This window comes from Bradyrhizobium nanningense (assembly GCF_004114535.1).
Taxonomy (GTDB): domain Bacteria; phylum Pseudomonadota; class Alphaproteobacteria; order Rhizobiales; family Xanthobacteraceae; genus Bradyrhizobium; species Bradyrhizobium nanningense.
Genome location: NZ_LBJC01000015.1, coordinates 30010 through 46229, shown reverse-complemented (window position 1 = coordinate 46229; position 16220 = coordinate 30010). Strand labels below are relative to the sequence as shown.

The 16220-nt window shown below is 60.4% G+C and carries 9 protein-coding genes; 8 read left to right on the top strand and 1 reads right to left on the bottom strand.

The genetic code is table 11. The features are described from left to right. The first annotated feature begins 62 nt into the window (after nucleotides 1–62). Genes XH84_RS09935 through XH84_RS09915 form a run of 5 tightly spaced genes read left to right on the top strand, consistent with a single transcriptional unit; the run spans nucleotide 63 to nucleotide 11921 of the window. Nucleotides 63–6722, top strand: coding sequence for a DUF4082 domain-containing protein (locus tag XH84_RS09935; RefSeq protein ID WP_245471662.1), 6660 nt, complete (start codon nucleotides 63–65; stop codon nucleotides 6720–6722). Nucleotides 6723–6732: 10 nt separating this feature from the next. Beyond that, a complete protein-coding gene (locus XH84_RS09930) occupies nucleotides 6733–7068 on the top strand; it encodes a hypothetical protein (RefSeq protein ID WP_128918300.1) in 336 nt (111 codons plus the stop codon). Continuing rightward, nucleotides 7046–9250, top strand: coding sequence for a peptidase domain-containing ABC transporter (locus XH84_RS09925; protein WP_128918301.1), 2205 nt, complete (start codon nucleotides 7046–7048; stop codon nucleotides 9248–9250). Before XH84_RS09930 ends, XH84_RS09925 begins: the two co-directional genes overlap by 23 nt. Then, entirely contained in the window at nucleotides 9247–10674 is a 1428-nt protein-coding gene (locus XH84_RS09920; protein ID WP_128918302.1) for an HlyD family type I secretion periplasmic adaptor subunit, read from the top strand. The genes XH84_RS09925 and XH84_RS09920 overlap by 4 nt, the downstream gene beginning before the upstream one ends. Before the next feature lie 26 nt (nucleotides 10675–10700). Further along, nucleotides 10701–11921 carry a hypothetical protein gene (locus XH84_RS09915; protein ID WP_245471660.1) on the top strand — a complete coding sequence of 407 codons (1221 nt, stop codon included), beginning with the start codon at nucleotides 10701–10703 and terminating at the stop codon, nucleotides 11919–11921. On the opposite strand, the gene XH84_RS09910 is transcribed toward XH84_RS09915, so the two are convergent. Beyond that, complete coding sequence (locus XH84_RS09910; RefSeq protein ID WP_128918303.1) at nucleotides 11918–12805, bottom strand: glycosyltransferase family 2 protein; 888 nt, start codon at nucleotides 12803–12805, stop codon at nucleotides 11918–11920. The genes XH84_RS09915 and XH84_RS09910 overlap by 4 nt on opposite strands. Nucleotides 12806–12986: 181 nt before the next feature. Here XH84_RS09910 and XH84_RS09905 point away from each other — a divergent pair, with 181 nt between their 5' ends. From XH84_RS09905 to wecC, 3 genes are read left to right on the top strand one after another with little or no spacing between them, the layout of a single operon-like run. Then, a complete protein-coding gene (locus XH84_RS09905; RefSeq protein ID WP_128918304.1) occupies nucleotides 12987–13781 on the top strand; it encodes a WecB/TagA/CpsF family glycosyltransferase in 795 nt (264 codons plus the stop codon). A gap of 3 nt (nucleotides 13782–13784) precedes the next feature. After that, nucleotides 13785–14909: a non-hydrolyzing UDP-N-acetylglucosamine 2-epimerase gene (wecB, locus tag XH84_RS09900; RefSeq protein WP_128918305.1), complete on the top strand. Its 1125-nt coding sequence runs from the start codon at nucleotides 13785–13787 to the stop codon at nucleotides 14907–14909. Further along, complete coding sequence (gene wecC / locus XH84_RS09895; protein WP_128918306.1) at nucleotides 14902–16164, top strand: UDP-N-acetyl-D-mannosamine dehydrogenase; 1263 nt, start codon at nucleotides 14902–14904, stop codon at nucleotides 16162–16164. The genes wecB and wecC overlap by 8 nt, the downstream gene beginning before the upstream one ends. The last annotated feature ends 56 nt before the right edge of the window (nucleotides 16165–16220 follow it).

Here is a 16220-nt window from a genome sequence, read left to right as displayed (position 1 = left end):
ATTAATTGACCGATGCCGCTCTTTTAAATTAAATACTAAACTTGCGAAATTTGAGGCTGGCCATGTTAAATCAGAAGGCGAGCGTCTTTTATCGAGCAGCAAGGCTTCTCCTCGCGGAAGAGGGTGATTTCGCCCAGATAAATGCGGGCTTGCCGGATGCGCCGCCCTGGAAAGCGACCTGGAGCAGAGACGCTGCTTGGTTGTGGGGGACGGCAGGCACGCTGACGCGCCCCGACGGCATCGGCTCGCTGCTGTCTTCCGGCGCCGATCCGCAAGCGTTGGTCGCGCCATCTCGTTCGCGCGCCGGTGCGACGCATTGGATCAATTCGAGCGGCGGCTATTGGAATATGGCCGCGAACTGGAGTGCGGGCATTCCAAACGCCGCGTCGGGCGCCGTCATCGACGCGCCAGGATCCTATGTTGTCACGACCAGAGCCAATGTCGATGTAGGCAGTTTGTTCGTTGATGCAGGCGTGACGATCGCGCTCGGGCGGGAATCGTCGTTCGTCGTGGAAACTGACGCCATCAACAACGGGAGCATCAAGCTCGGATCGTCTGGCGGCCATGGAGCTGCCACAGCGGATTTTAAAGGCGATGTCCGCGGGTCGGGCGCCTTCGCGATCTCGGACAGATCGTCGCTGGAGATCGGAGGCGCGGTCTCCGGGCAGTTCGTGAACGGTTCGTTTGACGGAATAACCGTCTCGTTCGAGACGGAGGTCGGCACCCTGATCCTCGATCACTCCGCCCAATTCCACGGCCTGATCGGAAGTTCGTCGCCGGATCGAGCGCTTTCGGATGGCAACCTGATTGACCTCAAGGATTTCGCCTTCACGGCGACGATGTCAGCGTCGGTTCACTACGACCAGAGCTCAAACATCAGCACGGTCGATTTCGGCAACGGGGCCGGCAATGTCACCCTGTTGTTTTCCGGGAACGATCCAAATTGGACCTTTGCAAGCGATGGGCTGGGCGGCACCATCGTTGCGGATCCGGTGACGAACCCGATCGTGCTGGAGAATCAGAAGCAAGGCACGTCGAAGAGCATTTGGCAGATCAGCCCGGGTGAAGACTCGACGAACATCCAAGGGTTCACCACGGCGATAAGTACCAATGTTGGCGGGGCCGTCCAATTCAAGATCAACAACCAGACCGGCGCTCCCAATTATCACATCGATATCTACCGGCTTGGCTATTATGGCGGCAACGGTGCGAGGCTGATTACGAGCCTGCAGCATCAGGCTGCTGCCTCCGTGGTGCAGCCGGCGCCCTTGAAGGACGCGTCGACCGGGCTCGTCGACGCCGGCAATTGGAGCGTGACCGACTCGTGGAGCGTGCCGACCGACGCGGTTTCTGGCGTGTACATCGCCAACGTCATCGACGGAACGCAGGTGTTTCAAATTCCATTTGTGGTCCGCAATGACGCGTCGCAGAGCGCAATCGTGTTTCAGACGGCCGATCAGACATGGCAGGCCTATAACCCCTGGGGCGGAGCCAATCTCTACACCGGCAACGGACCCGGCGTGAACGGTTCCGCTTATGCTGTAAGCTACAATCGTCCCATTACGACTCGTGACGGCGGGCTCGAGGGCTCCTCGAACGACATGGTATTCTCCGCCGAATATCCGGCGATCTACTGGCTCGAGCAGAATGGATACGATGTTTCCTACATCTCGGGTGTTGATGCGGCCGCAAACGGATCGCTGCTGCTCAATCATCAGATCTACATGGATGTGGGGCACGACGAATACTGGACCGACAGCCAGTTTGCCAACGTCCAAGCCGCCGGCCATGCCGGTGTCAATCTGACGTTTCTGAGCGGCAATGAGGTGTTTTGGCAGACCCGGCTGGCAGCCAGCATTGATCCCAGTCACACGGCCAATCGGACCTTGATCTCGTACAAGGACACCCATGCCAACCAATTAATCGACCCGACAGGAACGGCGACGGGAACGTTCATGGACGCGCGCTTTGCGTCGACCGGAGGCATGTCAGGCATCCCCTCCAACGCGCTGACCGGAACGGTCTTCCAGGTGGACGGGGATTCCTACGGCACGATCAAGATCCCATACGGAATGACCCAGTTGAGACTCTGGCGCAACGCGCCGATTGCCGGGACTGCCCAGGGCCAGACTGCGTCCCTGACCCCGAACCTGCTCGGCTATGAATGGAATGCGTCACCGGATAACGGCTTCCGCCCGGCTGGTCTGGTAGATGTCTCCTCGACCACTCTGCAAACCACAAAATACCTGTTGGATTACGGCAACACGACCGGCAACGGTACAGCCACTCACAATCTGGTCGAGTTTCGGGATCCGGTGAGTGGTGCTCTTGTCTTCGGGGCGGGCACTGTATTCTGGTCCTGGGGCCTTTCATCGGATCACGACCAGTACAACATAGCCCCGCAGACGTCGACTGATCGGAATGTTCAACAGGCCATGGTCAACCTGTTCGCTGACATGGGCGTGCAGCCCGCAACGCTGCAGGCCAGCCTGGTGATTGCCGCCCAATCGACCGATCACACGCCGCCGACCTCCACGGTCACCAATCTCTCCGCCGCAAGCGTTGTGGAGGGCCAGTCCATCACCGTGACCGGAACGGCGAGCGATTCTGGCGGAGTCATCGGTGGTGTTGAGGTGTCATCCGACGGCGGCAACACCTGGCATCCGGCCAGCAGCACCGTCGGCGCTGCCAATGTCACCTGGACATATACGTTTGCTGCGGGCGCGCCGGGACAATTGAAGATCCGGAGCAGAGCGGTCGACGATAATTTGAATCTCGAAGTCCCAGGCGCGGGCGTTGCTTACACGGTGACCCCTTCCTCGAACCTGACGATCTTCAGTCCCACGGACACGCCTGCGGTCGTCAACACTCCAGACAGCGCTGCTGTGGAGTTGGGAGTCAAGTTCGTTGCCGCCATCTCCGGCGATATCACCGGCATCCGGTTCTACAAGAGCACCCAGAACACGGGAACGCACCTCGGCGATCTCTGGACGGCAAACGGGACGCTGCTCGCAAGCGCGACATTCACCAACGAGACGGGAAGCGGCTGGCAACAGGTCAATTTCACCACGCCGGTCCATATACAGGCCGGGGTGACCTACATCGCCTCGTATCACACCAACACCGGCCACTATTCGACGACCGATTTCTATTTCGACAACCCAGGTCATACCAACGGCTCTTTGACAGCGACGGGGAACGGCCTGAACGGCGTCTACGCTTACGGCACGGGACCGATCTTCCCGTCCTCCATCTCGATGGCAAAGGGTGACAACTACTGGGTCGATGTTGTCTTCAAGGATACGAGCCAGCTGCCGCAGGCCAACAATGACAGCGGGTTCACGGTCACGCAGAACGGTGTGCTGAATATCCCGGCATCGGCGCTCCTCGCCAATGATACGGATCCAGCCGGTCTGTCCTTTTCGATCAGTGGCGTAAGCAATCCGGCTAACGGCACCGTAAGCTACAATGTCCAAACCCAGACGGTGACATTCAGTCCAGCCGCCAATTACGCGGGAGCGGCACAATTCGCTTACACGATCACGGACTCCGCGGGCGCCAGCGGAACGGGCCAGGTCTTCCTCAATGTCAACTATCCGCTATCCGCCCAGAGCCTGTTCGGCACCAACGACACACCGAGCGTTGTCAACTCGGGTGACACAAGCTCGGTCGAGGTGGGCCTCAAGTTCAGCGCATCGGCCGGCGGGACTATAACGGGGCTGCGCTTCTACAAGGGCTCGCTGAACACAGGTACCCACGTCGCGCATCTCTGGAGTTCGACGGGAGCGTTGCTCGGCACCGCGACCTTCGCGGGCGAGACCGCCAGCGGTTGGCAGCAGGTCAGTTTCTCGAGCCCGATAGCCATTACCGCGGGCACGACATATGTCGCTTCCTATCACACCAACGGCAATTATTCGGACACTCAGAACTATTTCACCACGTCAATCTCCAATGGCCAGCTGAGCGCCCCCGCCACGGGAAATGGCGTGTATGGCTACGGAACCGGAGCCATATTCCCAACCAACGTCTTCAAGGCAACGAACTACTTCGTCGACGTGATTTTCAACGGATCCGCGGGTACCAACACGCCGCCGACGGCGGTTGCCGACACCGGCGACGCCACCGAGAAGGGCGGAGTCAACAACAGCACCGGCGGTTCGTCTGCCACGGGAAACGTGCTGACCAACGACACTGATCCAGACGCCGGCGACACCAAGGCCGTGACTGCGGTCAGCTTCGGTTCGACCTCCGGCACGCTAGGTTCCGCTCTGAACGGCGCGCATGGAAGTCTTGTGCTCAACGCGTCAGGCGCCTTCACCTATACGATCAATGAGACGGATGCTGCCGTGCAAGCCCTGCGGCTTGCGTCCAACACGCTGACGGAAGTCTTCAATTACACAATGCGTGATGCCGCCGGCGCGACATCCTCGACAACGCTCACGATCACCATTCACGGTGCCAATGATGCACCGGTACTGGCGATCCAGACCGGCAACCAGACCGCAACGGTGGGTTCGGCCTTCTCGCTGACGCTGCCGGCCGGCACCTTCACCGACGTCGATTCCGGAGACACACTCACCTACACGGCAACTGCGGCCGACGGCTCCGCGCTTCCTGCCTGGTTGGCTTTCAACGGTTCGACCCGAACCTTCAGCGGTACACCATCGTCGGCCGATGCCGGCACGCTCAGCGTGAAGACGACCGCGACCGATCTCGGTAGTCTTGCTGCAAGCGAAACGTTCAATATCACGGTAACGACGACCCCGAACACGCCGCCAACAGCGGTTGCCGACACCGGCGACGCCACCGAGAAGGGCGGAGTCAACAACAGCACCGGCGGTTCGTCTGCCACGGGAAACGTGCTGACCAACGACACTGATCCAGACGCCGGCGACACCAAGGCCGTGACTTCGGTCAGCTTCGGTTCGAGCTCCGGCACGCTCGGCTCCGCTTTGAACGGCGCGCATGGAAGTCTCGTGCTCAACACGTCAGGCGCCTTCACCTATACGATCAATGAGACGGATGCTGCCGTGCAAGCCCTGCGGCTTGCGTCCAACACGCTGACGGAAGTCTTCAATTACACAATGCGTGATGCCGCCGGCGCGACATCCTCGACAACGCTCACGATCACCATCCACGGTGCCAATGATGCACCGGTACTGGCGATCCAGACCGGCAACCAGACCGCAACGGTGGGTTCGGCGTTCTCGCTGACGCTGCCGGCCGGCGCCTTCACCGACGTCGATTCCGGAGACACACTCACCTACACGGCAACTGCGGCCGACGGCTCCGCGCTTCCTGCCTGGTTGGCTTTCAACGGTTCGACCCGGACTTTCAGTGGCACGCCGACGTCGGCCGACGTCGGCACGCTCAGCGTGAAGACGACCGCGACCGATCTCGGCAGCCTCACAGCCAGCGAAACGTTCAATATCGCAGTGGGCACGGCCTCCGTCAGCTTGTTCTCTGCTTCCGATACGCCTTCGGTGCTGTCGACGTCCGACACATCTCAGGTCAATCTTGGCGTCAGATTTACGTCCTCGGCTGCCGGCACGATTACCGGGATCAAGTACTACAGGAGTGCGAACGATACCGGCACTCATACCGGCTCACTGTGGAGCAGCACGGGAACGCTGCTCGCGAGCGCAACCTTCTCCAACGAGAGCAGCAGCGGTTGGCAGACCCTCACATTCAGTAGCCCGGTATCGATTGCAGCCGGAACCACCTACGTCGCGAGCTTCCACAGCAACGGCCACTATGCCGATACGCCGAACTACTTCACCACCGCGCACACGAATGGCCCGCTCACGGCCTCCGCGACCACCAATGGTGTGTACACCTATGGAACAGGTAATCTGTTTCCGACGAGCACATTCAGTGCGACCAATTATTGGGTCGATGTCTTGTTCAGTAATTCAGCTGGCGGCACGAACCAGCCTCCGATCGCCAACAACGACAGCGGCTTCAACGCCACCCAAAACGTACCGCTCAGCATTTCCGGCTCGGCGCTTCTCGCAAACGATACCGATCCAAACGGGGACGCTCTGACAATCACGGGCGTCAGCGGGGCTGTCAACGGTACCGTCAGTTTCAGTGCTCAGAACAATACGGTGACGTTCACTCCCGCCAACGGATATACCGGGCCGGCGTCGTTCAACTACGCCATTTCCGATGGCCAGGGCGGTTCAGCAAGCGCGAGTGTGGGCGTAACCGTTTATGCGCCGTCGGCAACCACCGTGAGCCTGTTCAGCTCCAACCCAACGCCCAGCGTCGTCACCGTGAACGATCCGAATTCGGTAGAGCTTGGCATGAAATTCCAGGCGTCCACGTCGGGTGACATTGTCGGCCTGCGCTTCTACAAAGGGCCGTCCAACACCGGCCAGCATGTCGCCGATCTCTGGAGCAGCACAGGGACCCTGCTGGCCACTGCCACCTTCACCAACGAGACGGCGAGCGGCTGGCAACAGGTCAACTTCGCGACGCCGGTCACGATCGCCGCAGGGACGACCTATGTCGCCTCCTACCACACTGCGGGCAACTATTCGGACGATCCAAACCTGTTTGCCAATGCGGTGACGAACGGACCACTAACGGCCCCGTCATCGTCGTCGAGCGGGGGGAACGGCGTGTATGCATACGGATCCGGAAGCCTCTTCCCCACCAACACCTTCAGCGCGACGAGCTACGCAGTTGACGTCCTCTTCAGGCCGCAGCTCATAGCATAGGAGAATCGCAATGCATGCAGAACTCTATACTGACGGGATTGACGAGGTCACAATTGGCGGATCGATCGTGCGGGTGGACCTCGTCAGTCTCTCGCCCACGGAGCGCGACGCTAGCAACGCGCCCAGGAAGGTCTTTCGGCAAAGGCTGATCTTTTCCGCCGAGTCGTTCGCGAACTCTGTGGAAGTGATGCAGAACGCGCTCCAGGGCTTGGTCGACGCCGGCGTCGTCCAGCGCCCTCGCCCGAGGACGCCGGCCGCCGCGCCGCAGGCGAGCGCGCGGGTCGAGCCTGCCTCGTCAGTTTCAGACAATCCGCGATCTCCCAATGTCTCAAGCAACTTCCGTTGAAATCGAGAGGTTCGAAGCAGAACCGCCGTCGTCGGAGGGCGAGCCGCGTCGGGCTGCTCAAACCGCCCTTGAATGTCTGTCAAGGGTCGCTGCCCACCACGGTATCGATCTGCCGTCCGATCGGCTGCGGCACGCCTACGCGGTCGACGAAAGCGGCATCTCGACCGATCTCTTGCTGCGCATGGCTCATGAGGCGGGCCTTCGCGCCTGCACGGCGCAGCTCGATTGGAAGGCCATATGCCAGCTCGGCGAAGCCTATCCAGCCCTTGTTCAGCTCTCGAACCTGAACTGGGTGGTCGTGCTCGGAGCCGGGCCGGAATGCGACGCGGTAACGGTGTTCGATCCACTGGCCGAGCGGAACTCTGAGCACCTGCTGATCGATGCGGACCGCTTTTGCGCCAACTGGTCCGGAAAGGTCGTTCTATTCAAGCGCGAGAGCTCTCCATCGCGGGACCATAGGTCCTTTGGGCTGCGCTGGTTCATACCCGAAATGCTGCGGGAGTGGCGGCTCTTTTCCGACGTCGCAATTGCTGCGGTGTTCCTCTATGCGCTGGGGCTGACGCTTCCGATTTTCTTTCAGCTCGTCATCGACAAGGTTCTTGTCCACGAGAGCCTCACGACACTCTACGTGCTCTCGGGTGGCGCGATCCTAGCACTCTGCTTCGACGCCACCTTCAGCTTCTTGCGACGCTACCTGCTGCTCTATGCCACGAACAAGATCGACATCCGGGTCGCGACCAGGACGTTTCGGCATCTCTTGGGACTTCCGATAACCTTCTTCGAGCGCATCTCGGCCGGCGTCTTGGTGAAGCACATGCAGCAGGCCGGACGAATCCGCGAGTTCCTGACCGGCCGTCTGTTCCTGACGGCCCTAGACGCGTTGTCGCTGGTCGTCGTCCTGCCGATCCTCGCGCTCTACAGTATCAAACTGACGTGTGTTGTTCTGACCTTCACGGCCGTTAGTGCGAGTGTGATCGCCATCTTGATGGGACCGTTCCGCCGGCGGCTCTACCAGCTGTATCAGGCCGAGGCCAGTCGCCAGGCCTTGATGGTCGAGACCGTGCATGGCATGCGCACCGTGAAGTCGCTGGCCATGGAGCCAAGCCAGAACAAGGCGTGGGACGATCGCTGCGCGCAATCGGTCTCGATGCGATTTGGCGTCGAAAAGATCTCGGCGGGCGCTCAGGCGCTGACCGGGTTCCTCGAGAAGATGATGACGCTTGGTATCGTGGCCTTGGGTGCGCTCGACGTCTTCGGCGGCGAGATGACGATCGGCGCACTGGTCGCCTTCAACATGCTGGCGGGACGGGTTTCGGGGCCGCTGGTGCAGATGGTGACCATGGTGCACGAATATCAAGAGATCGCGCTGGCCGTTAAGATGCTCGGCGAGGTCATGAACAGGGAGCTGGAACGGGACGGCCATCGCGAGGGCCTGCGGCCCGATTTCGCCGGGCAGATCGAGTTTGAAAACGTCACGTTTCGCTATGGCGAGGGAACGCCGGCGCTGGACGAGGTGTCGTTCTCGATCCCTTCCGGCTCGATCTTCGGAATTGTCGGCCGGAGCGGTTCGGGCAAGACGACGCTGACGCGGCTTATCGCGGGAATGTACCCGGTGCAGCAGGGATTGGTGCGCATCGACGGTCACGATTCGCGTGAGATCGACCTCGCGCACCTGCGGCGGAATCTCGGGATCGTGCTCCAGGACAACTTCCTATTCCGGGGCACAGTGCGCGAAAATATCGCCTGCGTGAGGCGCGACGCCCCGTTCGAGGAGGTCGTCCGGGCGGCTCAGCTCGCCGGCGCCGACGAATTTATTGAGCGGCTGCCGAGAGGGTTCGATACCATGCTCGAGGAGCAGGCATCAAACCTGTCTGGCGGACAAAAGCAGCGGCTTGCCATCGCGCGGGCCCTGATTGTCAACCCGCGTATCCTGATTCTCGATGAAGCCACGAGCGCGCTGGATTCCGAGAGCGAGACGATCATTCGGCGCAATCTGCGGCGAATCGCGGAGGGACGAACCGTCATTATCGTATCGCACCGGCTTTCGATGCTGTCGGACGCAAGCCAGATTTTGGTGATCGACCGTGGACGTATCGTCGATGTGGATCGGCATGACGCGCTGCTGTCGAAATGCACCTTCTACAGGCATCTCTGGAACCAGCAAACGAGGCAGGTCGCATGACCGCGGCTGAAAAGACCAGAGCTGAAGCAGCCCCGGGCAGATCCGGGCTTCCGTCCGATCGACGGACGAGACGCCGGCTCTTGAGCTCCGGGCCGACAGGGGCTCGCGTTGTCGCGCGATTTCAGTCCGACGCAGCCGAGATCGAGCAATTGACGCCACCGCGGCTGGGACGGATCACGCTCTATTGTGTCGTCGCCCTGATCGCTGCGGCGGTCACATTCGCATGCGTATCTCGCGTTGATATGATTGTGACTGCCCAGGGTAAGTTGATCACGACGAATCCCAATCTGGTCGTACAGCCGCTGGAAGCGTCGGTCATTCGGGAGATTCGGGTCAAGGCCGGCGATATCGTGAATCGCGGCGACGTGCTTGCGGTTCTCGATCCGACGTTCTCTCAGGCCGATCTTGCCCAACTGCGCGGCCGCCTGGCAGGCTTCGACGCCTCCATCGATCGGCTGCGAGCCGAGTTGGACGGCACGGATTATGGCGTCGATGAGACGGCGAATGCCGACCAAGCTCTGCAGAGAAAGGTATTCCTGCAGAGGAGGGCGGCTTACGACCTTCAGATCCAGAACTACGACGCGCAGATTGCGTCCGCACAGGCCAATCTCAAAACGGCGCAGAACGAGGAACTGGTCCTGGCTGAGCGGCTGGATACGATGCAGTCCATTGAAGCCATGCGGAATGCGTTGATGGCCAAAGAGGTCGGTTCAAGATTGAATTTCCTGCTGTCACGCGATGCGCGGTTGGAGGTCGAAAGCAACCTGGCGCGAGTTCGTGGCAGCATCGTCGACAACACGCATCGTCTGGACAAGGCCCGTGCAGACCAGAAGGTGTTCGCCGCCGAGTTTCGCCGCACTGCCTATCAGGAACTTGTAGAGACCTTGCCAAAGCGCGATGGCACGGCCGAAGAGCTCAAGAAGGCGGAGCTCCGCCGGCAACTGATCGTGCTGACTGCACCGGCGGATGCGGTGGTACTCGACATTGCCAATCGGACGGTAGGTTCGGTGGTCCGCGAGGCCGAGACGTTGTTTGTGCTGGTCCCGCGCGACGAGGCGCTCCGTGCGGAGGTCAATGTCGAGGGAAGGGATATCGGGCAGGTGGCGGTCGGGCAAGTCGTCCGAGTCAAGTTCGAGGCATTTCCATTTCAGAAGTACGGCACTGCGACTGGCGAGGTCGGCGTCATCAGCCGGGACTCATTCTCGCCAGACGCGAAAGCCGAAGGTGCGCGCCGGTCGTCAGCTCCCTATTATCGCGTACTGATCGATCTACGGGACGCGCACCTTCGGCTGCCGGCTGAACGAGTTCATTTGATACCCGGCATGGCGGTCACTGCCGAGATGAAGGTTGGACAGCGGACAGTGATTTCATATTTCCTCTATCCCCTGCTTCGCGGCTTGGATGAAAGCATCCGGGAGTACTGAGCCGGATTTACCATGGTGGACCGTCGATGATGATCAGTCCGAATTCTAGGGTGAAGCTCATAGTGCCCGCTCCAGTGCAGGAGCTGTCGCCAAACTCGCCTCTGGTGAACTACGCCCTTAGGGGGCTGGAACGCTGCTGGTTGCCGAAGGAGCGCCGTTGGTCCCACATTTATCACCTCGACGGGCGCGCCTCGCCAAACGAGTCGATAGCGCAGAGCGACGTGTTCTATACCCTCAATGTCCTGCTTGGAATGTCGCGGGTCGCGCACCTTCCAGCTGATATTGATCTTCCAGAGATATTCCATCGGAACGCCACGGATCTCACCGCGTTTCCCGTGCGCAAATATGCGTTCGGCATGGCTTTGTGGGCCGCCGCCGAACTCCGCCTTCCCATTCCGGATCGGGTAAGGTTCGCGCTGAAAGCGATTCTTTCGGATGAGTCGCAGTGGCGGGCGTTTCGGGCCCAGGACTTGGGTATGCTGCTGACGGGAGTCATCGCGCAGGCCAGGGCAGGCGAGAGGGAGTGGCTATGCTTCGCCGGCCCGCTCTACCGTTTCCTGAAGGAGCGTTTCCATAGCGAGTCTGGATTGTTTTTCGATGCGCCGGCCGGCTTCCGTCGGCGCTTTGCATCATTTGCGACGCAAACCTACCTTTCAATCGCCTGCTATCAATATGGCGAATTCACTGGAGATGTGTCCGCGCTCGTCATGGCCGACGCCTGTGTGCGCAATTTGATTGCGCTTCAGGGACCCCAGGGAGAATGGCCGTGGTTTTTCGATGCGATGAGTGGCCGCGTCCTCGATTTCTACGAAGTCTATTCGGTCCATCAGTATGGAATGGCGCCGGCCTTGCTGGAATGGGCCGAGCGTTTTGGACGACGGGGAGCGCGGGATGCCCTGGTCAAAGGATTCAACTGGGTGCTTGGCCACAACCAATTGGGCCGCACCATGCTCGTGCCGGAACTTAGCCTGACGATCCGTTCGCAGGTTCGCAAGAATGAACTGAAGACCAGGGCTCCGCGGATGTTGCGCGCGCTCAGAAACACTTGGCTCGAAAGTGGGGAGACGTTGGCCGACAGTGCCGACGTGGGAGTTCGACTCGAGTGCCGCAGCTACGAACTCGGATGGATCCTCTGGTCATTCGGCCGGCGTACCGATTTGCGGGATCTCAGTCACAACGCCGCTTTCGAACAGCCATCGTGCCTGCCCGGTGGTCAGTCCCAACACAACGGCAGCGGCATCAGTTAGCGATTCCAGACGACCGCGCCCTCTTTCCGAAGCAGGGCGAGCATCTTGGCCGTTCGATGGCTCCGAACTGCGCACAGAACGGCGATCGCTTTGAGGCGGGCGCTGATGCCATGGAGGCGACCGCTCGTCATAACGGTGATCGCGCCGACCACCGGTGATGCGAGGACGACCAAGGCCGTGGCGAACCAGCGCAGCTGCCAGCCGCGCGCGCCTTGTGCCATGTTGCGGTAGTGCGTGATCTGCCGATCCCACTTTGCATAGAGCTCCTGAAGAGAGCGCCGCGCAGGGTGAAACACGACCATCCCGGGGACGTAGCGAAATTCGCAGCCCGCACGGAGAGCCATTTGTCCCCATTGCATGTCTTCCGCGAACTGAATGCCCGGGAAAGGTCCGACCCTCGCAAAGTCGGCCCGGCGAACCGCGAGATTTGCCGTCACCGAGTAGCCGTGCCTGGTGACGTACAGGCGATTGCGAAAGCCGAAAACGCTTTCATAGGCCTCGATCGCGGTGAAACATCCTTCGACGGCGGGCCGGATGCGGACCTCTCCGCCGAGGATCGTCGCCTGCCCGACTTGCTGGAACGCGTTGTGTATCGCGGTCAGCCAGTCCGGATGAGCCCGGCAGTCCGCGTCCATAAAGGCGAGAATGTCACCTCTCGCATAGGCCGCGCCCGCGTTTCGCGCCGGACCCGGACCGGGATGCGGTTCGTACATCAACTTGGCGTCGGGATGGCCGGCCACGACGTCCATAGGGGGGATGGCCGAGCCGTTGTCCACCACGATGACCTCGAACAGGTCCCGGGACAGGGTCTGTGCATCCAGGCTTCGCAAGCAGGCTTCCAGAGCCGCCGCCTGGTTGAGATGGGGAATAATTACCGAAATCATTTCATCGGCCCCTATTTAATTGCCGTTTGGAACTTTGCGTATCCGCGGCGCGGCAGCGCTCATTTTTCGCTTGATTGAAGCACTGCATTTAATCCTTGCAATTAAATATTTGCCATTTATTATCGTTATTATAATCTTAAATACAACTTAGGCAAAGTTGCATTTTGGGAGGTCGATTCAAATGCGTGCATCGTTCTTGGCGTGCCCCATCGACCTCCTGACAATGGCGGAGACCGTAGAGTTGGCGCGCGGCGCCATGCGCAGCCGCGGCCGCCTGCAGCACGTGGCGCTAAACGTCGCCAAATTCGTCAAGATGCGATCCGATCCTGTGCTCGCGGCCGATGTCGCCAACAGTGATATTGTCGGCATAGACGGCATGGGGATTCTCTGGGGCGCTCGAGCAGTGGGGCTTCCGGCGAGGGCGCGAGTCGCCGGCGTCGATCTCCTGGCCGAACTACTCGCAGTATGTGCGCGGGAAGGCTTCAAACCGTATTTCCTGGGAGCTACCCAGGCCGTACTGCATTCGGCAATGCAACGCGCGCGCGAGAGGCATCCCTCACTTGCCTTCGCGGGCTGGCATGACGGCTACTTCAAACCCGAGCAGGAGAGTGACGTCGTTCGGGACATTCGCTCTAGCGGGGCCGACTGTCTCTTCATCGGCATGCCGACACCGCGGAAGGAACGCTTTCTGGCCGCTCACCGCGATGATCTCGGCGTACCCTTCATCATGGGCGTGGGCGGCGCGTTCGATATTCTTGCAGGTACGGTTCGACGCGCGCCTGCACTGGTTCAGAGGCTGGGCCTCGAGTGGTTGTACCGGATCTATCAAGAACCCGGGCGGATGTGGTGGCGATACGCCACGACGAACACGCTGTTTGCGAGCATCCTGGCGCAAGCGCTCGTCAAGCAAGCGATTCAGCATACGCTTGGCGCGCCGGGCTCCGTCCCTCCGGGCGCGAGCCGGATCGGAGGGTGAGACGTGCACAAGCATTTCTTTGTCCTCTTGGGGACTCGGCCCGAAGCAATCAAGCTCTTTCCGGTCATCAACCGACTCAAGGCCGAGAATAGCAAGGACATTTCCCTGACGATCTGTGCGACAGCACAGCATCGGCAGCTGCTTGATCAGGTCCTCAAGCTCGCCAAAGTGGTTCCGGATTTTGATCTGAACGTCATGACGGCCAATCAGACGCTGGATCATCTCACCGCTCGGCTGCTCGGAGAGGTCGGTGAGCTCCTCGAGAAAGTGAAGCCTACCAGGGTTATCGTCCAAGGCGACACAGCGACTGCCATGGCTGGCGCACTTGCGTCCTATTACCACCGGATACCGGTGTCTCACATCGAGGCCGGGCTGCGCAGTGGGGACATCTTTTCTCCTTGGCCGGAGGAGGTGAACCGCAAGATCGTCGGCTCAATCGCAGATCAACATTTTGCCCCAACAGAGCGCGCTGCGCGCGCGCTGCGCTCGGAAAACGTCTCGGATGATCGAATCCACGTCACTGGAAACACGGTGGTTGATGCTCTCATCCTCGCAAAAGCCATGGTCGAATCCGATCCGGGGCTCTCGGGCCGCTGGGACGGCATCAAGAAGCGCCACGGCAACCGGCGCATCATCCTGGTGACCTGCCACCGGCGGGAGAATTTCGGCGGCGGTGTGATCAACATCGTCAACGCCTTGGAAACGATCCTGTGCAGGGAAGACGTTGCCATGGTGCTGCCCGTGCATCCGAATCCGAATGTTCGCGACTTGTTTGCGTCCCGGTTGTCGGATCACCCGAGGGTCGTCCTCACTTCCCCCCAGGAATACACGGACTTCGTGAGCCTGCTCTCGCTGTCGCATCTGGTCTTGACGGATTCAGGTGGCGTCCAGGAGGAGGCCCCCACTTTCGGAAAGCCAGTCCTGGTGATGCGCGATACGACCGAGCGTCCCGAGGGGGTGGAAGCCGGGACGGCGCGTCTCGTCGGCGCGAACTACGACAAAATCGTTGCGGAGACATTTCGCCTGCTCGACGACGACGAGACTTATGCGGCCATGGCCCGTTCGCATAACCCGTTCGGTGACGGGCACGCGAGCGAGCGTATCGTGAAGGTGCTTCTCAATGCCTGAGTTCCAGAAGATCAATGTCGTTGGACTCGGTTATATCGGGCTGCCGACCGCGGCCCTCATTGCAAGCCGAGGAATGCAGGTGGTCGGTGTCGACACCAACGAGCGCATCGTCGATACCGTTGCATCCGGAAGAATTCACATCGCCGAGCCCGATCTCGATGGTCTCGTTTCCAAGGTCGTGTCGAGCGGCGCCCTGACGACATCCACCAAGCCGCAGCCGGCCGACGTCTTCATTATCGCGGTGCCGACGCCGATCGATCGCGAGAACCGTCCGGACTTGTCAAGTGTGAACGCCGCTGTCGACCAAATCGTCGACATCATTGCGCCCGGCAATCTCGTCATCCTCGAATCGACGTCGCCGATCGGCACCACCGAGGCGATCGCCAAGCGGATCATCGACCGCAGGCCAGATTTGCACATAGGCGTCAACGGCAAGGAAGACGCGGCGATTTACATCGCCTACTGCCCAGAACGCGTGTTGCCGGGCCGGATCCTGACCGAGCTCATCAACAACGACAGATGCATTGGGGGCATCACACCAACTTGTACGCGCCGTGCTCAACGATTCTACAAGATGTTCGTTCGCGGGGCCTGCGTCGGGACTACGGCGCGCACGGCCGAGTTGGTCAAGCTGACGGAAAACGCATTCCGCGACACCAACATAGCCTTTGCGAACGAACTCTCGCTGATTTGCGACAGGTTCGACATCAATGTCTGGGAAGTTATCGACATCGCCAACCGCCACCCCCGCGTCAACGTATTGCGGCCGGGACCTGGAGTAGGCGGGCACTGCATTGCGGTCGATCCCTGGTTCATCATCGACTCCGCGCCGGACCTCGCCCGGGTGATGCGGACCAGCCGCGAAGTCAACAACACCAAAACGCAGAAGATCATCGAACGTACCGAGGCGCTGATCGACGATCATCCCTACGCAAGCATCGCCTGCTGTGGATTGACGTTCAAGGCCAATGTCGACGATTTGCGCGAAAGTCCCGCCATGGAAATAGCCACGCATCTTGCGGCAAAGTATGGAGAACGGGTCAAGATCGTTGAGCCGAACCTTCGTCGTTTGCCGCCCCAGTTGGCCGATCATCGTGTCGCTTTCGTGAACATCGAGGAGGCTCTGCGCAGCTGCGAAATCGCGGTTCTCCTCGTCGATCATGACGAGTTCAAGATGGTACCCCTGTCGGAGCGTCGACATCTCGACGTCATAGATACGCGGGGCATCTGGCAGGACATGCCGGCACGGACCTAGTGCCCGGCGTGAGCTGATCGTCTGCGACGGAATGATTGGAAGCGTATTCTCTGGAT